The organism is Paenirhodobacter sp. YD-8, assembly GCF_056590935.1.
Genome location: NZ_CM152649.1, coordinates 727,017 through 746,820, shown reverse-complemented (window position 1 = coordinate 746,820; position 19,804 = coordinate 727,017). Strand labels below are relative to the sequence as shown.

The 19,804-nt window shown below is 69.1% G+C and carries 18 protein-coding genes; 6 read left to right on the top strand and 12 right to left on the bottom strand.

What is annotated here, in order from left to right:
• The first annotated feature begins 9 nt into the window (after positions 1-9).
• Together AC0QTQ_RS03645 and AC0QTQ_RS03640 are read left to right on the top strand one after the other, a co-directional pair.
• Positions 10-552, top strand: coding sequence for an EF-hand domain-containing protein (locus AC0QTQ_RS03645; protein WP_480258294.1), 543 nt, complete (start codon positions 10-12; stop codon positions 550-552).
• Between the two features lie 95 nt (positions 553-647).
• Positions 648-1,481 carry a GH25 family lysozyme gene (locus AC0QTQ_RS03640; protein WP_480258293.1) on the top strand — a complete coding sequence of 278 codons (834 nt, stop codon included), beginning with the start codon at positions 648-650 and terminating at the stop codon, positions 1,479-1,481.
• 161 nt (positions 1,482-1,642) lie between these two features.
• Here AC0QTQ_RS03640 and AC0QTQ_RS03635 read toward each other — a convergent pair whose 3' ends face one another.
• Positions 1,643-4,144, bottom strand: a complete 2,502-nt coding sequence (locus tag AC0QTQ_RS03635) for a GcvT family protein (protein ID WP_480258292.1) — start codon at positions 4,142-4,144, stop codon at positions 1,643-1,645.
• 251 nt (positions 4,145-4,395) lie between these two features.
• Between AC0QTQ_RS03635 and AC0QTQ_RS03630 the strand changes: the two genes are divergently transcribed.
• Complete coding sequence (locus tag AC0QTQ_RS03630) at positions 4,396-5,169, top strand: PRC-barrel domain-containing protein (RefSeq protein ID WP_480258291.1); 774 nt, start codon at positions 4,396-4,398, stop codon at positions 5,167-5,169.
• Between the two features lie 72 nt (positions 5,170-5,241).
• On the opposite strand, the gene AC0QTQ_RS03625 is transcribed toward AC0QTQ_RS03630, so the two are convergent.
• A complete protein-coding gene (locus tag AC0QTQ_RS03625; RefSeq protein ID WP_480258290.1) occupies positions 5,242-6,234 on the bottom strand; it encodes a 2-hydroxyacid dehydrogenase in 993 nt (330 codons plus the stop codon).
• A 176-nt stretch (positions 6,235-6,410) separates the two neighbouring features.
• Here AC0QTQ_RS03625 and AC0QTQ_RS03620 point away from each other — a divergent pair, with 176 nt between their 5' ends.
• Together AC0QTQ_RS03620 and AC0QTQ_RS03615 are read left to right on the top strand one after the other, a co-directional pair.
• Positions 6,411-6,977 carry an SH3 domain-containing protein gene (locus AC0QTQ_RS03620; protein WP_480258289.1) on the top strand — a complete coding sequence of 189 codons (567 nt, stop codon included), beginning with the start codon at positions 6,411-6,413 and terminating at the stop codon, positions 6,975-6,977.
• A 53-nt stretch (positions 6,978-7,030) separates the two neighbouring features.
• Positions 7,031-7,927 carry a cation diffusion facilitator family transporter gene (locus AC0QTQ_RS03615; protein WP_480258288.1) on the top strand — a complete coding sequence of 299 codons (897 nt, stop codon included), beginning with the start codon at positions 7,031-7,033 and terminating at the stop codon, positions 7,925-7,927.
• Between the two features lie 65 nt (positions 7,928-7,992).
• Here the strand turns inward: AC0QTQ_RS03615 and AC0QTQ_RS03610 are convergent, their stop codons facing one another.
• From AC0QTQ_RS03610 to AC0QTQ_RS03575, 8 genes are all read right to left on the bottom strand, one after another.
• A complete protein-coding gene (locus AC0QTQ_RS03610) occupies positions 7,993-10,011 on the bottom strand; it encodes a M3 family metallopeptidase (protein ID WP_480258287.1) in 2,019 nt (672 codons plus the stop codon).
• Between the two features lie 65 nt (positions 10,012-10,076).
• Positions 10,077-10,859: an amino acid ABC transporter permease gene (locus tag AC0QTQ_RS03605; protein WP_480258286.1), complete on the bottom strand. Its 783-nt coding sequence runs from the start codon at positions 10,857-10,859 to the stop codon at positions 10,077-10,079.
• A complete protein-coding gene (locus AC0QTQ_RS03600) occupies positions 10,856-11,632 on the bottom strand; it encodes a transporter substrate-binding domain-containing protein (protein ID WP_480258285.1) in 777 nt (258 codons plus the stop codon). The genes AC0QTQ_RS03605 and AC0QTQ_RS03600 overlap by 4 nt, the downstream gene beginning before the upstream one ends.
• A gap of 37 nt (positions 11,633-11,669) precedes the next feature.
• Positions 11,670-12,764: a HesA/MoeB/ThiF family protein gene (locus tag AC0QTQ_RS03595; protein ID WP_480258284.1), complete on the bottom strand. Its 1,095-nt coding sequence runs from the start codon at positions 12,762-12,764 to the stop codon at positions 11,670-11,672.
• Positions 12,764-13,231 (bottom strand): dUTP diphosphatase, encoded by a 468-nt coding sequence (dut, locus tag AC0QTQ_RS03590; RefSeq protein WP_480258283.1) that lies wholly within the window; start codon positions 13,229-13,231, stop codon positions 12,764-12,766. The genes AC0QTQ_RS03595 and dut overlap by 1 nt, the downstream gene beginning before the upstream one ends.
• A gap of 19 nt (positions 13,232-13,250) precedes the next feature.
• Positions 13,251-14,453, bottom strand: coding sequence for a bifunctional phosphopantothenoylcysteine decarboxylase/phosphopantothenate--cysteine ligase CoaBC (coaBC, locus tag AC0QTQ_RS03585; protein WP_480258282.1), 1,203 nt, complete (start codon positions 14,451-14,453; stop codon positions 13,251-13,253).
• A gap of 51 nt (positions 14,454-14,504) precedes the next feature.
• Complete coding sequence (locus AC0QTQ_RS03580) at positions 14,505-15,311, bottom strand: ChaN family lipoprotein (protein WP_480258281.1); 807 nt, start codon at positions 15,309-15,311, stop codon at positions 14,505-14,507.
• Complete coding sequence (locus AC0QTQ_RS03575; protein WP_121531879.1) at positions 15,308-16,186, bottom strand: RNA polymerase factor sigma-32; 879 nt, start codon at positions 16,184-16,186, stop codon at positions 15,308-15,310. Before AC0QTQ_RS03575 ends, AC0QTQ_RS03580 begins: the two co-directional genes overlap by 4 nt.
• Before the next feature lie 237 nt (positions 16,187-16,423).
• Here AC0QTQ_RS03575 and AC0QTQ_RS03570 point away from each other — a divergent pair, with 237 nt between their 5' ends.
• A complete protein-coding gene (locus AC0QTQ_RS03570; protein WP_480258280.1) occupies positions 16,424-17,938 on the top strand; it encodes a YifB family Mg chelatase-like AAA ATPase in 1,515 nt (504 codons plus the stop codon).
• On the opposite strand, the gene AC0QTQ_RS03565 is transcribed toward AC0QTQ_RS03570, so the two are convergent.
• Both AC0QTQ_RS03565 and gshB read right to left on the bottom strand, forming a co-directional pair.
• Positions 17,916-18,827, bottom strand: coding sequence for an alpha/beta hydrolase (locus AC0QTQ_RS03565; RefSeq protein WP_480258279.1), 912 nt, complete (start codon positions 18,825-18,827; stop codon positions 17,916-17,918). The two genes, AC0QTQ_RS03570 and AC0QTQ_RS03565, sit on opposite strands and share 23 nt — an antisense overlap.
• Positions 18,824-19,771: a glutathione synthase gene (gene gshB / locus AC0QTQ_RS03560; RefSeq protein ID WP_480258278.1), complete on the bottom strand. Its 948-nt coding sequence runs from the start codon at positions 19,769-19,771 to the stop codon at positions 18,824-18,826. The genes AC0QTQ_RS03565 and gshB overlap by 4 nt, the downstream gene beginning before the upstream one ends.
• Positions 19,772-19,804 lie beyond the last annotated feature (33 nt).

Sequence of the window (19,804 nt, the reverse complement as noted above, 5' to 3'; positions counted from 1 at the left end):
ACGCAGATCATGCACCGCCTTCTCTCCCTCACCGCCGCCCTCGCCCTTCTTGCCGGCGCGGCACAGGCTCAGACCGTCACCCCCGGCGAGCAGTTCATGACCCAGTGGGATCTCGACGGAAACGGCCAGGTCACCCTTGCCGAGGCGCGCGAGCAGCGCGGCAACATCTTCGACATGTTCGACGCCGACAGCAACGGCCGCTATTCGGATGACGAGATCAAGGGCATGGACGAGCACAAGCTGGCGCAGCTCGAGGCCGGCATGGGGCCCGGCCACCAGATGCCTGCCGGCATGACCCCGCCGGCCGGTCGTGGCCCCGGCAAGGGCCCCGGCAACGGCCAGGGCATGGGCATGGGCCCGGGCCGGCAGCAGGGCGCCGCGGGCCAGGGCCTGACCCGCCCGGCCGAGGACGGGTTGCGCATGTTCGACGCGAATCGGGATGGCACCATCACCCGCGATGAATTCATCGCCGGCACCGATGTCTGGTTCGCGATGCGCGACCGCAACCGTGACGGCGTGCTGACCACGGCCGACTTCGGCCGCGGCAACTGAGCACCGTCGCGCAAAAATCCGCCGCCCCCGCCCGGCTGCCCCCGTGACAGCCGGGCGTTTTTGCGCGATTCTGTCAAAAAACAAAGGAGGCGCAGATGGGGCAGTATCTTGCGTGGATGATGATGGGCGTGTCGGCCGTGGCGCTGACCGCCTGTGGTGGCGGGCGCGACAGCGCGCCGAGCCGGGGCCGGCTGATGGCACCCGAAAAGCTGAATGCGGCGGCGTTCAGCGCCTCGGGCCTGCCCTCGCGCTTCGGCGATACCTCGCCGCATGAATGGGACGGTCTGGTGCCGGCACTCTACTCGGTGCACGGCATCGACGCGGCGCGCTATCAGGGGATGATCGACTGGTCGACCGCGCGCAATGCCGGCGTCAGCTTCGCCTGGCTGAAGGCGACCGAGGGCGGCGACCACATCGACCCGGGCTTTTCCGCCAATGCCCCGCAGGCGCGCGCTGCGGGGGTGCCGGTCGGCGCCTATCACTTCTACTACTTCTGCCGCACCCCCGAGGAGCAGGCGAAGTGGTTCATGCAGAACGTGCCGCATGTGCCGGGCGACCTGCCGCCGGTGCTCGACATCGAGTGGAACCACCAGTCCTCGTGCAAGCGCCAGCCGGACCCGCAGACCGTGCGCAGCGAGATGGCGCGCTTCGTCAACATCCTGAACAAGCATTACGGCACGCTGCCGGTGATCTATACCACGCCCGACTTCTACGCCGACAATGACCTCGGCCAGATGCGCGGTGCCGAGTTCTGGCTGCGCACCGTCGCCGCGCACCCGTCCGAGCGCTATCCGGGCGAGGACTGGTCGTTCTGGCAATACACCGGCACCGGTGTGGTGCCGGGCGTGGGCGGCAATGTCGACATCAACGCCTTCGGCGGCTCGCCCGAGAGCTGGTCGCGCTGGCTTTCCGCCCGCCGGCAGTCCTGAGGAAACAATGAAGGGGGCGCTGCCCCCTCGGCCTTCGGCCTCACCCCCGGGATATTTGAAGCAATTGGAAGCAGGAAAGCCCTTGTCTTCCAATTGCTCCAAATATCCCGGGGGTGAATTTTGCCGAAAGGCAAAAGAGGGGGCAGCGCCCCCTCCCTGTTTCAGCCGTCGACGCGGATGCGGCTGTTCGACGGGTCGTGCGGGCTGTCCTCGGCCACCACCGCATCCCATTCCTGCAGACGCATCTTCACCTTCAGCTTCGTGCCCGGCTCGGCCAGATCGGGGCGGACATAGCCCATGCCGATCGACTTGCCGAAGACGACCGAATAGCCACCCGAGGTCAGGCGCCCGACTTTCTCGCCGTCGAGCAGGAGCGCCTCCTTGCCCCAGGGATCGGCATCCTCGGGCCCGTCGATCAGCAGCGTCACGCATTTCGCCCGGATGCCCGTGTCGAGCATCGCCGCCTTGCCGTGGAACTCCTTCTCGAGATCGACGAAGCGGTCGAGACCGGCCTCGAGCGGCGTCGCGTCGCGGCCAAGCTCGGTGCCGAAGGCGCGATAGCTCTTTTCCTGACGCAGCCAGTTCTGTGCCCGCGCGCCGACCAGCTTCAGCCCGTGCTTCTCGCCCGCCTCGAGCAGCAGGTTCCACAGATAGCGGCTCATCTCGATCGGGTGGTGGAGTTCCCAGCCAAGTTCGCCGGTATAGGCCACGCGCACCGCGCGCACCGGGCACATGCCAAGCTCGATGTTGCGCCAGCTGAGCCAGGGGAAGCGCTTGTTCGAGAGCACCGTCTCGGGCGTCGCGTCCTTCACCACCTCGTTCAGGATCGCGCGCGCATTCGGGCCGGCGATCGCGAAGACGCCCCATTGCGTGGTGACATCGTGGATGTCGAGATGACCGCCGCCGGCCGCGATGAAGTCCTCGGCCGATTTCATCAGGAAGTCGGCGTCATAGGCGGTCCAGGCGCCCGCCGAGACGAGGTAGTATTCGTTCTCCGCCAGCCGCACGATGGTGTATTCGGTGCGGGTGGTGCCGGCCTCGGTCAGCGCATAGGTCAGGTTGATGCGCCCGACCTTCGGCAGCTTGTTGCAGGTGAAGGCATCGAGGAAGGCGGTGGCGCCCGGGCCGCGCACGAGGTGCTTGGTGAAGGCGGTGGCGTCGATCAGGCCGGCGGTCTCGCGCAGCGCCGTGGCCTCGGCCTTGGCATATTGCCACCAGCCGCCGCGACGGAAGCTGCGGGCGTCGTGGTCGAAGCTTGCCGGCGCGTCGAGCGGGCCATAGTAGTTCGGCCGTTCCCAGCCGTTCACCTGGCCGAACTGGGCGCCAAGCGCCTTCTGCGCGTCATAGTTCGGCGCGGTGCGCAGCGGCCGGCAGGCCTCGCGCTCCTCGTCGGGGTGGTGCAGGATGAAGACGTGCTCATAGCACTCCTCGTTCTTGCGCGCGGCATATTCGGTGGTCATCCAGCTGCCGTAGCGCTTCGGGTCGAGGCTCGCCATGTCGATCTCGGCCTCGCCCTGGGTCATCAGCTGGGCGAGGTAATGGCCGGTGCCGCCCGCGGCGGTGATGCCGAAGCTGAAGCCCTCGGCCAGCCACATGTTGCGCAGACCCGGCGCCGGGCCGACCAGCGGGTTGCCATCGGGGGTGTAGCAGATCGGGCCGTTGAAATCGTCCTTGAGCCCCACCGTCTCGGAGGACGGCAGGCGGTGGATGAAGGACATGTATTCGTTTTCGATCCGCTCGAGGTCGAGCTGGAACAGGTCGGCGCGGAAGCTTTCCGGCACGTCATAGAGGAAGCGCGCCGGCGCCTTGCGCTCGTAGGGGCCGAGGATCCAGCCGCCGCGTTCCTCGCGCACATACCACAGCGCGTCGGAATCGCGCAGCACCGGGTGTTCGGGGTTGCCCGCGGCGCGCCAGGCGACCAGCGCCGGGTCGGGCTCGGTCACCACATACTGGTGCTCGACCGGAATCGCCGGGATCTTGATGCCCAGAAGCCGTGCGGTGCGCTGCGCGTGGTTGCCGGTCGCGGTCACCACATGCTCGGCCCGCACCTCGACGAGTTCGCCCGAGCCGACCAGCATGCCGCCCTTCTCGACCATCTTCTCGAGCGTGACGATCCATTCGTCGCCGGTCCAGAAATAGCTGTTCACCTGCAGCTTGCGGTTGATCTCGACGCCGCGCTGACGTGCGCCCTTGGCCATCGCCTGGGTCACGTCGGCGGGGTTGATGTAGCCGTCCTGCGGGTGGAAGAGCGCGCCCACGAGGTCGTCGCAGCGCATCAGCGGCCAGCGCTCCTTCATCTCCTTCGGGCTGAGGAACTCGTGATAGACGCCCGCGGTCTCGGCGACCGAGGAGTAGAGCATGTATTCGTCCATGCGCTCCTGGGTCTGCGCCATGCGCAGGTTGCCGACGATGGCAAAGCCCGCGTTCAGCCCGGTTTCCGCCTCGAGCGTCTTGTAGAAGTCGACCGAGTACTTGTGGATATGGGTGGTGGCGTAGCTCATGTTGAAGAGCGGCAGCAGGCCGGCGGCGTGCCAGGTCGAGCCCGAGGTGAGCTCGTCGCGTTCGACAAGCATCGTCTCCCAGCCGGCCTTCGCCAGATGATAGGCAATCGACACGCCAACGGCGCCACCGCCGACGACCAGAGCTTTGACATGGGTTTTCATGGGCGATTCCTTAGAGGTCCTGCCCTCAGTTCTGACAGTTTGACGCAGGCTCGGGGCGTTCCACCCGACGCTTGCGGGCGAAAAGCGACATGTCGGCGCGGCCGCGCGCGAACGCACGGGGCGGCGCGGGGTTCCGCCGGGCGCGGTCAAGGAGTGTTGATCGTCCGTGGCGAAACCCCTGCGGCGCGGCCCGGGTTGAGAGGGCTCAGACGGGGCGAGACGTCCCGGGCCATGATGAAAGGGAGACAGTCATGAAGAAAGTCCTTCTCACCACCGCCATGGGCATGATGCTGGCGCTGCCGCTGGCGGCGCAGACGGTTCCGGCCGCGACCGGCACCGAGACCGCGCCGCAGGTCTTCTTCGACCGGGTCGGCGCCGGGGTGAAGGCCTCGGACCTCGTCGGCAAGCGCGTCTATGCGGCGAAGCCCCTGACCGGCACCGAGGCCGCGCTGGAGAAACCCGCCGACGACTGGGAAGATGTGGGCGAGGTGAGCGACCTGGTGATCGACCCGGCGGGCGACATCGAGGCGGCACTCGTTGACGTGGGCGGCTTCCTCGGCATCGGCGAGAAGACCGTGGCGGTGAACATGGAGGCGCTGCACCTGGTGCCCGACGCGGCGACGGCGGGGCGCTTCTTCGTGGTGATGCAGGGCGACCGCGCCGCGCTCGAGGCCGCGCCGGCCTATGCGGCGGTCGAGCCCGGCACCACCGAGGCCCGCAACGCGGCCGGCAGCCTGCCGGTGACCGACATCACCGCGCTGAGCGCCGACGTGCTGACCGGCAAGCCGGTCTACGGCATCGGTGACGCCAAGCTGGGCGAGGTGAGCGATGTCGTCGCCGGCGCCGATGGCACGACCGAGAAGGTGATCGTCGACGTGGGCGGCGTGCTTGGCATCGGCGCGAAGCCGGTGGCGCTCTCGCCCGCGCAGATCGAGGTGAAGCCCGCGACCGACGGCGGCGAGATGACGCTGCATGTCGCGGCGACCGAGGAAGAACTGACCGCGATGCCCGAATACAAGGGCTGATGCCGCAGGCTGATCCCCACGACGGACCGAAAGGACACGGGCCCGGAGCGATGCTCCGGGCCCGTTCTCACCTCACACCACGCCCGGCACGACCAGATCGGGCGGCCGGTGCCCGTCGGCGAAGGTCTTGATGTTGATGATGACCTTCTCGCCCATCTCGGCGCGGCCCTCGACCGTGGCCGAGCCCATGTGCGGCAGCAGCACCACGTTCGGCAGGTTGCGCAGCTCCGGATTGACCTCGACGCCATGCTCGAAGACGTCGAGCCCCGCCCCCGCGATCTCGCCCGCCTTCAGCCCGCGCACCAGCGCGTTCTCGTCGATCACCTCGCCACGCGAGGTGTTCACCACCACCGCCGTCGGTTTCAGCATCTTCAGCCGGCGCGCGTTCAGCAGGTGGAAGGTCGAGGGCGTGTGCGGGCAGTTGACCGAGATCACGTCCATCCGCGCCACCATCTGGTCGAGGCTTTCCCACCAGGTCGCCTCGAGCGGCGCCTCGATCTCGGGGCGCAGGCGGCGGCGGTTGTGATAGTGGATCTGCATGCCGAAGGCGCGGGCGCGCTTGGCCACCGCCTGGCCGATCCGCCCCATGCCGAGGATGCCAAGCCGCTTGCCGCCGATCCGTCCGCCGAGGAACGCATTCGGCGACCAGCCCTCCCAGCTGGCCGACTGCATCGCGTGGAGGCCCTCGGGCAGGCGCCGGGTGACCGACAGGATCAGCGCCATCACCACATCGGCGGTGTCCTCGGTCACCACGCCCGGGGTGTTCGAGACCAGGACGCCGCGCTGCCGGGCCGAGGCGACGTCGATGTGATCGACCCCGGCGCCATAGTTCGCGATCAGTTTCAGCTTCTGGCCGGCGCTGGCGCGGGCCAGCATGTTGGCGTCGATCGTGTCGCTGAGGGTCGGAACGAGGACATCGGCGCGCATCATCGCCTCGACCAGCTCCTCGCGGGTCATCGGCGCATCGCTCTCGCGCAGCTCGACGTCGAACAACTCCTTCATCCGGGTCTCGACGACCTCGGGCAACCGTCGCGTCACGACAACAGTCAGTCGCGGTGCGGGCATGACTGGACTCTCCTCTCTTCCAAACGCCTTTGCTTGGGTGCAAAGTGGCCTTCAACGGGGCAAGGCACAAGGCCCCGAGAGAGCAGATATGGCATAAAAGTGGATGTTAGCGCAATTTTATTGCGCGGCCGTTGCGTCGAAACCGATGCGGCGGGGCATCCCGGGCGGGCAGGACGATGCGGGCAGGCAAGGGTACGATGATTGCGGTGGCGCTGGTGCTGGCGCTGACGGGCGCGGCGCTGGCGCAGGAGGAGGAAGACGATTCTCCCCCGCCCTCGGATCTCGACGTCTCGCTCGCCGTCGCGGCGCAAAGCGGGCGCGGCCCGGTCACCAACCTGCCGCTGCCGCGCTATGTCTCGCTCAAGGGCTCGGAGGGCAACGCCCGCCGCGGCCCCTCGCTCAGCCACCGCATCGACTGGGTGTTCAAGCATGCCGGCATGCCGCTGCGGATCACCGCCGAGTTCGGCCACTGGCGCCGGGTCGAGGACCGCGACGGCGCCGGGGGCTGGGTGCATTACGCGATGCTGTCGGGCGTGCGCACGGTGATCGTCGAGGAAGACATGACCGAGCTTCACGCCCGCGGCGACGAGAAATCCGCCGTGGTGGCCCTCGCCGAAAGCGGCGCCATCGCCAAGCTTGGCGATTGCACGCTTGACTGGTGCGAGATCAGTGCCGGCGATGCCGACGGCTGGGTGCCGAAGACCAAGATCTGGGGCGTCGACCCCAAGGAAATCCGTGACTAGCCTGCCCTGACGCGATACGGACGGGGCCCGGAAACGACTCAGGACCCTGCGCCATGTCCTACAGCGAAGACCACCAACGCCTGAACCTCTCGGCCGGGCTCGCCTCGGTCGGCGTCGCGGCCGCGCTGGTGCTGCTCAAGCTCTGGGCGTTGTGGGCGACGGGCGCATTGTCGATCGCCGCCTCGCTGGCCGACAGCTCGATGGATCTGCTGATCTCGCTCGCCGGGCTTGGCGCCATCGTCTATGCCGCCCGCCCCGCCGACGAGGACCATGCCTTTGGCCATACCTCGGTCGAGGATCTGACCTCGCTCGGTCAGGCGGTCTTCGTCTTCGGCTCGGGCTGCGCGATCCTGTGGGCCGCGGGTCACCGGCTGGTGACACCCGCACCGCACGAGCTGGCCGAGGAAGGCGCGGGCATCGTGGTGATGTCGATCTCGGCCGTTGTGACGCTCGCCCTCGTCGGCTGGCAGGCGCGGGTGGCCAGGCGCACCGGCAACAAGGTCGTCGCCGCCGACATGCTGCATTACGTGGGCGACCTGATGCCGACGCTCGGCGCGATCCTCGCGCTGATCCTGTCGGCACAGTTCGGCTGGTCGCGGGTCGACAGCGTGGTGGCAATCTTCGCGGCGCTGATCATGCTGCGCGGCGCGGCGAAGATCGGCGTCGAGGGCTGGCATGCGCTTATGGACCGCTCGGCCCCGCATGAGGTGGTCGAGGGCATCGCCGAGATCGCGCAGATCTGGCCGGGCGTGCATGGCTTCCACGACCTGAAGACCCGCACCGCCGGGGCGAAGCTCTTCGTGCAGCTGCACATCGAGCTCGACCCCGAACAGTCCCTGATGGCCGCGCACGAGATCGCCGCCAGCCTGAAGCGCGCGATCATCGAGGCCTATCCGCAGGCCGACGTGATCATCCACATGGACCCCTGGCTGCGCGACAAGCGGCGCTGAGGGGCAAGCCCCCGGGGGCGCTGCCCCCCGAGGTATTTCAGGCAAGATGAAAGGGGACGCGGCGCTCAGGCCGCGTCGAGAAGCCCCTTCCCCTTCAGCAGCGCCTCGACCCCGGGCATCTTGCCGCGGAAATCGAGCCATTCCTCGTCGGCCGGGCGCGAGCCGCCCTTCGACAGGATGCAGGCCTCGAGCCGCTTCGCCGTCGCCGGATCGAAGGGATTGCCGGTCTCCTCGAAGGCCGCGAAGGCGTCGGCGTCCATCACCTCGGACCACATGTAGCTGTAATAGCCCGAGGAATAGCCGTCGCCCGAGAACACATGGCTGAAATGCGGCGTCGCGTGGCGCATCCGGATTGCATGCGGCAGCCCGATCGCGGCCAGCACCTCGGCCTGTTTCGCCATCGGATCGGCGGGCGCCGCGCCATCATGGAATTCAAGGTCAACGAGCGCCGAAGCGATGTATTCGACGGTCGAGAAGCCCTGATCGTAGGTGCCCGCTGCCAAGAGCTTGTCGCGCAGCGCCTTCGGCATCGGCTCGCCCGTCTGCCAGTGGCGCGCGTGTTTCTCGAGCACCTCCGGCACGTCGAGCCAATGCTCGTTCAGCTGGCTCGGCAGCTCGACGAAATCGCGCGCGACCGAGGTGCCCGAGACGAACTGATAGGTCACGTCACTCAGCATCTGGTGCAACGCATGGCCGAATTCGTGGAACAGCGTGCGCGCGTCGTCATGGCTCAGCAGCGCCGGCGTGCCCTTGGTGAAGTTGCACACGTTGACGACGATCGGATGGGTCTCGCCGCCGAGCTTCTTCTGGCTGCGCATCGCCGAGCACCAGGCGCCCGAGCGCTTCGAGCCGCGGGCGAAATAATCGCCGAGGAAGACCGCCACATGCCGGCCGGCGCGCGTCACCTCCCAGCCCCGCACGTCGGGGTGGTAGAACGGGCCGTCGAGCTCGCGGAATTCGAGGCCGAAAAGCCGGTGCGCACAGTCGAAGACCGCGCCGATCATCGCCTCGAGCGAGAGATAGGGTTTCAGCGCGGCCTCGTCGAAGTCATGTTCGGCGACGCGGCGCTTTTCCGAGTAATAGCGCCAGTCCCAGGGCTCGAGCGCGCCGTTCAGACCATCGGCATGCATCATCCGGGCGAGGATCTCGCCATCGGCCTCGGCCCGCGCCTTGGCGGGCGCCCAGACCCGCATCAGCAGGTCGCGCACATGTTCGGGCGTCTTCGCCATCTCGGGTTCGAGCTTGTAGGCGGCAAAGCTCGGATAGCCCAGAAGCTTGGCGCGTTCCTCGCGCAGGCTCAGGATTTCGGCCGCGTTCGCGCGGTTGTCGGTCGGCCCGCCATTCGCGCCGCGCGCGGTCCAGGCCTCATAGGCGATCTCGCGCAGCTCGCGGCGCGGGCTGAACTGCAGGAAGGGCACGATGAGCGAGCGGTTGAGGGTCAGCACCGGCCCCTCGGCGCCGCGCTCGCGCCCGGCCTCGCGCGCCGCCTCGACGACGAACTCGGGCAGGCCCTCGAGGTCTTCCTCGGCAAGCGGGCGGAACCAGTCGCGCTCGTCGGCGAGCAAGTTCTGCGAAAAGGCGGTCGAGAGCACCGCCAGCCGCTCCTTCACCGCACTCATCCGCGCCGCGGCCTCGCCCTCGAGCGCCGCACCCGAGCGGATGAACATCTTGTAGTAGAGCTCCAGCACCCGGGCCTGCTCGGCCGTCAGCGCAAGCCCCTCGCGCCCCTCCCACAGCGCCGCGACGCGGGCGAAGAGCGGGCGGTTCATCGTCACCTCGGAGGCGAAACCCGCCATCTTCGGCGCCAGATCGCGCATCAGCGCCTCGCGCGCGGGCGTGCTGTCGGCGCCGGCGAGGTTGTAGAACACTCCCGCCACCCGGTCGAGCAGCCCCTCGGCCAGTTCCATCGCCTCGATCGTGTTGGCAAAGCTCGGCGCCTCGGGATTTTCGGCAATCGTCGCGATATTCGCGCGTGCCTCGGTCAGCGCCGCCTCGAAGGCGGGGGCGAAGTCCTCGTCGCGGATCTCGGCGAAGGGGGGAAGCTCGAACGGGCCGGTCCAGCCGGCCAGAAGCGGATTGGTCATCGCATGTCTCCTTTGCGCTCAAGCTAGGCGCGCGGAGCACTAAGGGAAAGGGCCGGAGGCGCCTTTCAGCGCGTCATGCCGCGCCCGCGCAGCCGGGTCTCGAGCCGGCGCAGGGCCAAAGACAGGGTGATCGTCATCGCGAGGTAGAGCAGCGCCACCATGTTGTAGGTCTCGAGGTAGCGGAAATTGCCCGAGGCCGCGACCTTGCCGAGCTGGGTGATGTCGGCCACGCCCAGCACCGAGACGAGCGAACTGTCCTTGACCATGGCGATGAAATCATTGCCGAGCGGCGGCAGGATGGTGCGCAGCGCCTGCGGCCAGACGATCAGGCGAAAGCGCAGCCAGGGACCGAGGCCGAGCGCCGAGGCGGCCTCGATCTGGCCCTCGGCGACCGAGAGGATGCCAGCGCGGAAGATCTCGGCGAGGAAGGCGGCATAGGCAAGGATCAGGGCAAGGACCGCCCGCGCGATCAGCGGCACGGCGCGGGTCTGCGCCTCGGGCAGGCCAAGCGCGTTCCAGCCCGCGACGCCCAGCGGCACCAGCGCGAAGGCGACGTAGAGGAGCAGCACGATGATCGGCACGCCGCGCATCACCTCGACATAAAGCCGCGCCAGTTGCCGCAGCCAGAGGTGACGCGAAAGCGAGGCGACGGCGAGCGCGAGGCCAAGCACCATCGCGCCCAGGAAGGCCGTGACCGTCACCGCGAGGGTGAGGCCGATGCCGCGCGACAACGTGGCGAGGATCCGCGCATAGACCGGGTCGCGCGCCACTGTCACCGCCACGACAAGGCCCGCGGCGGCGAGCGCCACGAGCCACCAGGGGAAGTCGTTGCCCTCGGGCCGGGTCATTCCCCGAGCTTGGTGTCGACGAACCACTTCCTCGTCAGCTTGGCGAAGGTGCCGTCCGCTTTCATCTCCTTGATCGCGGCATCGACCGGGGCGATCAGCTCGGATCCCTTCGGGAAGATGAAGCCGAAATCCTCGGAGCCGAGCCGGCCGCCGACGATCTTCAGCGCGCCGTTCGAGGCGGCGGCATAGGCCTCGCCCGCGGCGCTGTCGGTCAGCACGAGATCGACATCGCCCGCCTTCAGCGCCTCGAGCCCGGCGCCGAAGGTCTCGAACATCTTGATGCGCGGGTTCGCCTCATTGCCGTCGAGCACCTCGTAGACGCCGACGTAGAAGGGCGTGGTGCCGGGCTGCGCCGCCATCAGCAGCTTCGGATCGGCGGCAAAGCTCTTCGCATCGGCAAAGCGGCTCTCGTCGCCGCGCACCAGCATGATCATCTCGGACCGCATGTAGGGGGTTGAGAAATCGACCGATTCCTTGCGGTCGTCGCGGATGGTGATGCCATCCATACCGATGTCGAACTGACCCGAGGAGATTGCCGGGATCATCGCGTCCCAGCTCGAATGCTGATAGTCGACCTGCATGTTCAGCCGCCGCGCGATCTCGTTCATCGCGTCATATTCCCAGCCGACGGCGACGCCTTCCTTGTCGAGGAATTGCAGCGGCGGATAGGTGTTCTCCGTGACCACCGTGACGGACCTGCCGCCAAGATCGGGCAGTTCGGCAAAGGCCGGAACTGCGGCCAGAAGGGTGGCGAGGAGAAAAGCGACTTTCATTGCGATGAAACTCCGCAGGACAAAACTGCGGCCAAAGCTATGCGCCGGACGCCGGGGTGTCCAGCGGGGCACCATGCCGCGCCCCGCAAACCGGGCAGTCGTTGCGCCGTTTCACCACGATCTGCCGGCTTTCCCCCCAGAGCGCATCGTGGATGAGCAGCCGCCCGCGCAGGCCTTGCCCGGCGCCGGTGATTTCCTTGATTGCCTCGCTCGCCATCATCGTGCCGATCACGCCCGGCAGCGCGCCGACCACCCCCGCCTCGGCGCAGCTGGGCGCGAGCCCCGCCGCCGGGATCACCGGAAAGACGCAGGCAAGACAGGGCGCGCCGCGGGCCGGGTCGAAGAGGCTCAGCTGCCCCTCCCATTGCGCGATCGCGCCCGACAAAAGCGGCTTTCCCGCCGCCACGCAGGCGCGGTTGACGAGATGGCGGGTCTCGAAATTGTCGGAGCCGTCAAGGATCAGGTCATAGTCCGCAATCAGCGCCCCGGCCTCGGCTTCGGTCAGGCGCAGGGGGTGGGTGCGCACCTCGATGTCGGGGTTCAGCGCCAGCATCGCGTCACGGGCCGAGGCGACCTTGGGCCGGCCGATGTCGGCCGTGCGGTGGATCACCTGGCGCTGCAGGTTCGAGAGCGAGACGGTGTCGTCATCGACCACGCCGATCGTGCCCACCCCCGCCGCGGCCAGATACAGCAGCACCGGCGAGCCAAGCCCGCCCGCCCCCACCACCAGCACCTTCGCCGCCTTCAGCCGGCGCTGCCCGGTGCCGCCCACTTCGCGCAGGAAGATGTGGCGGGCATAGCGTTCAAGCTCTTCGGGGCTCAGCGCGCCGGGCTTCGGTGCGGCGGCCTGCGGCAGCGGCGGCGCGGGTTCCGGCAGCGGCTGCGCATGGGCGCGCAGCCAGCGCAGCCCGGCGCGATAGGTCAGCACAACCGCGGCCGTGGCGCCAAGGCCAAGCCAGCCCGAAAGCGAGCCGCCGACCGCGCCACGCAGCGGATGCCCCTCGGCGAAGATCAGATGGGCCAGCACGAAGGCCGCCCAGAGTGCCGCCAGCACGGCGAGGATCATCCGCCCCGGCACCCGCAGCACGAGGCCGAGCGCGATCACGCCCGCAAGCAGCACGAGGCCGGTCATCACTGCCTGCCGGTCGAGCCGAAGCCACCCGCGCCGCGATCGGTCTCGCTCAGCGCCTCGGCGAATTCATAGCGCGCCTGCAGCACCGGGGCGATCACCGCCTGGGCGATGCGCTCGCCATGGTGGATGGTGTAGGGCTCGCGGCCGAGGTTGATCAGCAGCACGCCAAGCGGGCCGCGATAGTCGCTGTCGATGGTGCCGGGCGTGTTCGGCAGGCTGATCCCATGCTTGAGCGCGAGGCCCGAGCGCGGGCGGATCTGCATCTCGAACCCCTCGGGGATCTCGACCCGCAGCCCGGTGGGCACCACGGCGCGCTGCAGCGGATAAAGGGTGAAGCCGTGCGTGCGGTCGTCAGGCTGCAGGTTGGCGCGGATGTCGGCCCCGGCCGAGCCCGGGGTCTCGTAACGCGGCAGGGCGATCTCGGGATCGGCCCAGTCCTCGCGCATCACCTTGATGATCGGCGTCACCTGTCGTTCCTTCCCTGTCTCAGCCGGCATTCAGCGCGGCGGCAATGCGGGCGGCCAGACGCCGGGCGACGGCATCCTTGCCCATCCGCTCCCAGCTTTCGGCGCCCGCGGCGTCGATGATCGTCACCGCGTTCTCGCTGCCGCCCATGATCCCGGTGGCGGGGCTGACGTCATTCGCCACGATCCAGTCACAGCCCTTGCGGGCGCGTTTCTCGGTGGCGTGGCGCAGCACGTCATGGGTCTCGGCGGCAAAGCCCACGACAAGGCGCGGCCGCCCCTCGGCGCGGCGCGAGATCGTGGCGAGGATGTCGGGGTTCTCGGCGAAGTCGAGCATGGGCGCCCGGCCGGTGTCGTCCTTCTTCATCTTCTGCCCGCTTTCGTTCGCCACCCGCCAGTCGGCGACGGCGGCGGCAAAGACCGCGGCCTCGGCCGGCAGCGCGGTCTCGACGGCGGCCAGCATCTCGCGCGCGGTCTCGACCCGCACCACCTCGACGCCCGAAGGCGGCGGCACGGTGGCGGGCCCGGTGACGAAGGTCACCCGCGCGCCAAGGTCGCGCAGCGCCGCGGCGAGCGCCGTTCCCTGCGCCCCCGAGGAGCGGTTGGCGATGTAGCGCACCGGGTCGATCGGTTCATGCGTCGGCCCCGAGGTGACAAGGATATGCCGCCCCGAAAGCGGCCCGGTGGCCAGCGCCTGGCCGATCGCCGCGACGATCATGGCGGGCTCGACCATCCGGCCCGGACCGAATTCGCCGCAGGCCATGTCGCCCTCGGTCGGGCCGGCGAAAAGCACGCCATCGGCCCGCAGCGTCGCGATGTTGCGCTGTGTCGCGGGGTGGTCCCACATCCGCACGTTCATCGCCGGCGCGATCAGCACCCGCTTGTCGGTGGCCAGAAGCAGGGTCGAGGCCAGGTCATTCGCCAGCCCCGCCGCCATCTTCGCCATCAGATCGGCCGTCGCCGGCACCACCACGACCAGATCGGCCGCACGGCTGAGCTGGATATGACCGATCTCGGCCTCGTGCGTCAGATCGAAGAGGTCGGTGTGAGCCGCCTCGCCCGCCAGCGTCGAGACGGTGAGCGGGGTCACGAACTGCGCCCCGGCCGCGGTCAGCACCGGCGTCACCGCCGCCCCCTGCCCGCGCAACAGCCGGATCAGTTCGGGCACCTTGAAGGCCGCGATGCCGCCGCCGATGATCAGAAGTATCCGCTTGCCTGCGAGCATCGTCCCCTCCGCCTTTCGCACAGCTTTAGGCGCGCCGTCGCGGGGGCGCAACTATTGGAAGGCCTTGCACGGGTCTTCGCGGTCGGCGGGCGGGGTGACGATCCAGACATCGAAGGGCTGCGCTCCCTCGGCCGGCGCCTCGATCTGGCCAAGCGCCAGCAGCCGCACCCCCGGCTCGGCGGCACGGATCAGCGCCGGCACCGCGCGGTCGGTGCGGGCATGGCCCGAGCCGGTGATCAGCGCCACCGGCCCGCCGGTCTCGGTCAGCGCGCGCAGCGTCGTCTCGGCGAACGCGCCGTCGCGCAGCCGCTGCGCCGCGACCATGCCGGGCAGGATCTCGACCGGCAGGGCATTGCAGTGATTGGCCTGCGTCTCGGCTTCCAGGTCGGCCTGCAGCGCCGCCGGATAGGGCTGATCGAGGCCGAAACGCGCCGCCTGCGGGAAGACCTGTGCCAGCGGCTCCTTCATCGCGCGGCGCACCTCGTCACGCGGCAGCGCCGCGCCATAGATCTTCGCCGCCGGGGCCGCCGCGAAGATCGGCGCGTAGATCGCGAAATCGGGCCAGCCGGCCTCTTCCCAGCCAAGCGCCTTGCCAAGCGCGACCGGATCGGCGCGCAGCTCGGGCGTGACCTTCGCCGCCTGTTCGGGGCTCAACATCTCGAACACCAGCGCGGCGGGTTTCAGCGCGGCCACGGCCGCCGCCTGAGTGCGGTGGTGAAGCGCATTGTCATGCACCTCGCCCAGCACCGCGACCTGCGGCGGATCGGCGGTGATGCGGGCGATGAGTGCGTCGGCGGAAATCTCCTGCGCCGCGGCGGGCGCCGCGAGAAGGGCGAGGCAAAGGGCAAGTGTCTTCATGCGAAGAAACTTGCAACCTCCGGCCCGTGACCTTCAAGGCTTTTCCGCATCTTGCCGAAGGCCTGCGCCTCGAGTTGGCGGATTCTCTCCTTCGAGAGGCCCAGCTCGGCGCCCAGGCTTTCAAGCGTGCGCGGTTCGTCGATCAGCCGCCGCTCGGTGACGATGTAGCGCTCGCGCGGCGTCAGCCGCCCCATCGCCTCGTCAAGCCAGCCCCGCATCAGCGCGCCGTCATGGCTTTCGGTCACCGCCTCTTCCGGGCTTGCGCCGTCGTCCTCGAGCGTGTCGACCCATTCGCGCCCGTCCTCGTCGCCCGACTGCATCGCGTTGAGCGAGAAGTCCGAGCCCGAAAGCCGGCCCTCCATCATCTCGACATCGGAGAGCGGCACGCCGATCACCGCCGCCACCCGCTCGCGCAGCTGTGCGCCATCCAGGCTGACGCCCTCGGCATCGGCCTCGCGCTCGATCTGCGCCTGCACGCGCTTCATGTTGAAGAACAGCGACTTCTGCGAGCTGGTCGAGCCGGTGCGCACCATCGACCAGTTGCGCATGACGAATTCCTGGATCGAGGCCTTGATCCACCACACCGCATAGGTCGAGAAGCGCACGCCGCGTTCGGGGTCGAACTTGTCGGCCGCCTTCATCAGCCCGAGCGAGGCTTCCTGGATCAGGTCGTTCATCGGCGCGCCATAGCGCCGGAACTTCGACGCCATCGAGATCGCAAGCCGCATGTAGGCGGTGACAAGGCGATGCAGCGCCTGCTCGTCGCGCCGGTCACGCCAGGCGCGGGCAAGTTCCGCTTCGGTCTCCGCGTCGAGATACTCCGCGCGCATGGCCTGCCGCGGCAGCGTTTCGTCGTTCATTCCATCGAGTGCCATGGCCAGTCTCCCGGGTCTCCCACCCAACTGTCGGCGTGCTCTGCCCCGACACTATGACCCATCCCCGGCTCAATGTCTCGCCCGGCGAAAGGTTCCTCACAAAAAAGTTTAGTCTTTCATGCAGGATTTCCGGGCGCGGTTTTCGGCGCAACGAAGGACCAGGCAATATTGGGATGTTATCGTTAACGTTTCAGCAACTATGCTGCGCGAGGCTGGAGCGATCTGGCGGAGGGGGCGATGGTCGCGACGACCTACACGGTGGCGTTCGAGGGGGTCGAGGCGCGACTCGTCGAGGTGCAATGTGCGCTCGCCGCCGGCATGCCCGCCTTCTCGATCGTCGGCCTGCCCGACAAGGCGGTGAGCGAAGCGCGCGAGCGGGTGCGCGCAGCGCTGGCGGCGCTGTCGATCGCGCTGCCGATGCGGCGGATCACGGTGAACCTGTCGCCCGCCGACCTGCCGAAGGAGGGCTCGCATTTCGACCTGCCGATCGCGCTTGGCCTGCTTGCTGCGATCGGCATCGTGCCGCCCGAGGAGGTCGAGGGGCTGGTCTCGCTGGGCGAGCTGTCGCTCGACGGCCGGGTGGTGGCGGTGACCGGGGCGCTGCCCGCGGCGATGGCCGCGGCCGAGGAGGACCGCACGCTTCTCTGCCCCGCCGCCTGTGGCGCCGAAGCCGCCTGGGTCGCCGCGACCCCGGTCTTTGCGGCGGCCACGCTGAACGACGCGATCCGCCACCTGACGACGCAGGCGCCGCTGCCCCCGGCCCGCCCGGGCGAGGTCACCGCCCCCGCCGCGGCGCGCGATCTGCGCGACGTGAAGGGGCAGGAACGGGCGAAACGCGCGCTCGAGATCGCCGCGGCGGGGCGGCACCACCTGATGATGGTCGGCCCGCCCGGCGCCGGCAAGTCGATGCTCGCCGCCCGCCTGCCCGGCATCCTGCCCGATCTGACGCCGCTCGAGGCGCTCGAGACCTCGATGATCCACTCGGTTTCGGGGCTGCTTGGCGACGGCGGCATCTCGCGCAGCCGCCCCTTCCGCGAACCGCATCACACCGCCTCGATGGCGGCGATGATCGGCGGTGGCCGCGGCGCCCGGCCGGGCGAGGTCAGCCTTGCCCATAATGGCGTGCTGTTCATGGACGAATTCCCGGAATTCCCGCGCGCCGTCCTCGAGACCCTGCGCCAGCCGGTCGAGACCGGCGAGGTGGTGGTGGCGCGCGCAAATGCCCATGTGCGCTATCCCTGCCGCTTCCTGCTGGTCGCGGCGGCGAATCCCTGCCGCTGCGGCCATCTGGGCGACGCGGCCCGCGCCTGCGCCCGCGCACCGGGCTGCGGCGCCGATTACCTCGGCCGGATCTCGGGACCGCTGATGGACCGTTTCGATCTGCGCATCGAGGTGCCGGCGGTCGACTGGCGCGCGCTCGAGCTGCCCGCCGCGGGCGAGGGCTCGGCCGAGGTGGCCGCACGGGTGGCGGCGGCGCGCGCCGTGCAGGCGCGCCGCTTTGCCGAGGTGCCCGGGGTACGGGTGAATGCCGAGGCGGAGGGGGCGCTGCTGGAGGAGATCGCCGCCCCCGACGCCGAGGGCCGCGCGCTTCTCGGCCGCGTCGCCGAGCGCTTCGGGCTGACCGCCCGCGGCTATCACCGGGTGCTGCGCACCGCCCGCACGATCGCCGACCTCGACGGGGCAGACCGGGTCCGCCTGCCGCATCTGGCGGAAGCGGTCAGCTATCGCCTCACTGCCGGTCCGGCAGGCTGAGCATCCGCCGCGCCGCCCGCGCCGCATCGCTCAGCGCCGCGCGCGCCTCGGGCACCCAGCCGTCGAAGAAATGCCATACATGCAGCGCATCGGGCCAGCTCTGCACCGTGACCTCGGCGCCGAAGCCACGCAGCCGCTCGGCCATGCGCAGACTGTCGTCCCGCAGGATCTCGCTTTGCGAACAGTGCAGCAGCACCGGCGGACAGCCCGGGAAGGCCGCGAACAGCGGCGAGGCATCGGGGTCGTCGGCAGCATGAGCGCCAAGGTACAGCCGCGCCACCTCGTCCAGCCGCTCGGCCGGCAGCATCGGGTCGGTCGCCGCATTCTCGCGGATCGAGGCGCCCGAACCGGTCAGGTCGGTCCAGGGCGAAAAGGCGATCAGCCCGGCCGGCGGCGTGCCCCGTGCGCACAGCCGCGCCAGCAGCGACAGTGCCAGCCCGCCGCCCGCACTGTCCCCCGAGAGCACGATCTGCCCCGGCGCATGGCCGCGTGCGATCAGATCGTCCCAGACCGCAAGCGAATCGGTCAGCGCGGCGGGGTGCGGGTGTTCTGGCGCAAGGCGATGATCGGGCAGGATCACCTCGACGCCCGCCAGTCGCGCAAATCGCGCCATCATCGCCAGATGCGTGCGCGGCCCGCCCGCGACATGGGCACCGCCATGCAGATGCAGGACAAGCGCCCCGCGGGCGGCGGGACCGGAGCGCACCGAGAGCGCCGGACGCCCGCCCAGCACCAGGGGCAGCGCGGCGACGAAGGGCGGCATGCGGAAGAACAGCACCGCGCCGCGCTCCATCGCGCCCCGCGCCAGATCCGGATCGATCACCCGCGCCATCTGCGGCTTTGCCAGCAGCCCCGCGAGGCGACCGAGCAACCGCAGCCGCAGGCTCACCGCGTTGCCCGCTTCGCCTCGATCACCTGCCAGATCTTCTCGGCGATGTTCGTGCCCTCGAACCGCTCGAGTTCCTGGATGCCGGTGGGCGAGGTGACGTTGATCTCGGTCAGCCAGTCGCCGATCACGTCGATGCCGACGAAGACCTGGCCCTTCTCGCGCAGCACCGGGCCGATGCGGGCGCAGATCTCGAGATCGCGCTCGGTCAGGCCGACCTGCTCGGGACGCCCGCCGACATGCATGTTCGAGCGCGTCTCGCCCTCGGCCGGCACCCGGTTGATCGCGCCGACAGGCTCGCCATCGACCAGGATGATGCGCTTGTCGCCCTTGACCACGGCGGGCACGTATTTCTGCACGATCAGCGGCTCGCGGCTGATGCCGGTGAACAGCTCGTGCAGCGAGGCGAGATTGCGGTCGTTCGGATCGAGCCGGAACACGCCCGCACCGCCGTTGCCGTAAAGCGGCTTCAGGATGACGTCGCCATGGCGCGCCTTGAATTCGCGGATCGTGGCCAGGTCGCGCGCGATCAGCGTCGGCGGCGTCAGGTCCGGGAAGTTCAGCACCAGAAGCTTCTCGGGCGAGTTGCGCACCCAGAACGGATCGTTGACGACCAGCGTCGCGGGGTGAATGCGCTCGAGGATATGGGTCGTGGTGATATAGCCCATGTCGAAGGGCGGATCCTGGCGCAGCCAGACCACGTCGAACTCCGACAGATCGACCTCGGCCTCGGCACCGAGGGTGAAGTGATTGCCCTTCTCGCGCCGCACGGTCAGCGGCCAGCCGCGGGCCAGCACCCTGCCCTCGCGGTAGATCAGCTTGTCGGGCGTGTAATAGAACAGCTCATGCCCCCGCGCCTGCGCCTCTTCGGCCAGCCGGAAGGTGCTGTCGGCGTCGATGTTGATCGCACCGATCGGGTCCATCTGGATCGCAACTTTCAAGGCCATGTCGCCCCCTTTCGTTGCGCCCTTGATGCCCCG

Excerpts from the sequence above, each read along its gene's own strand:
- AC0QTQ_RS03575 (WP_121531879.1), bottom strand. The coding sequence starts at position 16,186 with ATGGCACTCGATGGAATGAACGACGAAACGCTGCCGCGGCAGGCCATG.
- gshB (WP_480258278.1), bottom strand. The coding sequence starts at position 19,771 with ATGGCCTTGAAAGTTGCGATCCAGATGGACCCGATCGGTGCGATCAAC.
- AC0QTQ_RS03595 (WP_480258284.1), bottom strand. The coding sequence starts at position 12,764 with ATGACCGGCCTCGTGCTGCTTGCGGGCGTGATCGCGCTCGGCCTCGTG.
- AC0QTQ_RS03630 (WP_480258291.1), top strand. The coding sequence starts at position 4,396 with ATGAAGAAAGTCCTTCTCACCACCGCCATGGGCATGATGCTGGCGCTG.
- AC0QTQ_RS03610 (WP_480258287.1), bottom strand. The coding sequence starts at position 10,011 with ATGACCAATCCGCTTCTGGCCGGCTGGACCGGCCCGTTCGAGCTTCCC.
- AC0QTQ_RS03625 (WP_480258290.1), bottom strand. The coding sequence starts at position 6,234 with ATGCCCGCACCGCGACTGACTGTTGTCGTGACGCGACGGTTGCCCGAG.
- coaBC (WP_480258282.1), bottom strand. The coding sequence starts at position 14,453 with ATGCTCGCAGGCAAGCGGATACTTCTGATCATCGGCGGCGGCATCGCG.
- AC0QTQ_RS03605 (WP_480258286.1), bottom strand. The coding sequence starts at position 10,859 with ATGACCCGGCCCGAGGGCAACGACTTCCCCTGGTGGCTCGTGGCGCTC.
- AC0QTQ_RS03635 (WP_480258292.1), bottom strand. The coding sequence starts at position 4,144 with ATGAAAACCCATGTCAAAGCTCTGGTCGTCGGCGGTGGCGCCGTTGGC.
- AC0QTQ_RS03615 (WP_480258288.1), top strand. The coding sequence starts at position 7,031 with ATGTCCTACAGCGAAGACCACCAACGCCTGAACCTCTCGGCCGGGCTC.
- AC0QTQ_RS03570 (WP_480258280.1), top strand. The coding sequence starts at position 16,424 with ATGGTCGCGACGACCTACACGGTGGCGTTCGAGGGGGTCGAGGCGCGA.
- AC0QTQ_RS03640 (WP_480258293.1), top strand. The coding sequence starts at position 648 with ATGGGGCAGTATCTTGCGTGGATGATGATGGGCGTGTCGGCCGTGGCG.
- AC0QTQ_RS03645 (WP_480258294.1), top strand. The coding sequence starts at position 10 with ATGCACCGCCTTCTCTCCCTCACCGCCGCCCTCGCCCTTCTTGCCGGC.
- AC0QTQ_RS03620 (WP_480258289.1), top strand. The coding sequence starts at position 6,411 with ATGCGGGCAGGCAAGGGTACGATGATTGCGGTGGCGCTGGTGCTGGCG.
- AC0QTQ_RS03600 (WP_480258285.1), bottom strand. The coding sequence starts at position 11,632 with ATGAAAGTCGCTTTTCTCCTCGCCACCCTTCTGGCCGCAGTTCCGGCC.
- AC0QTQ_RS03580 (WP_480258281.1), bottom strand. The coding sequence starts at position 15,311 with ATGAAGACACTTGCCCTTTGCCTCGCCCTTCTCGCGGCGCCCGCCGCG.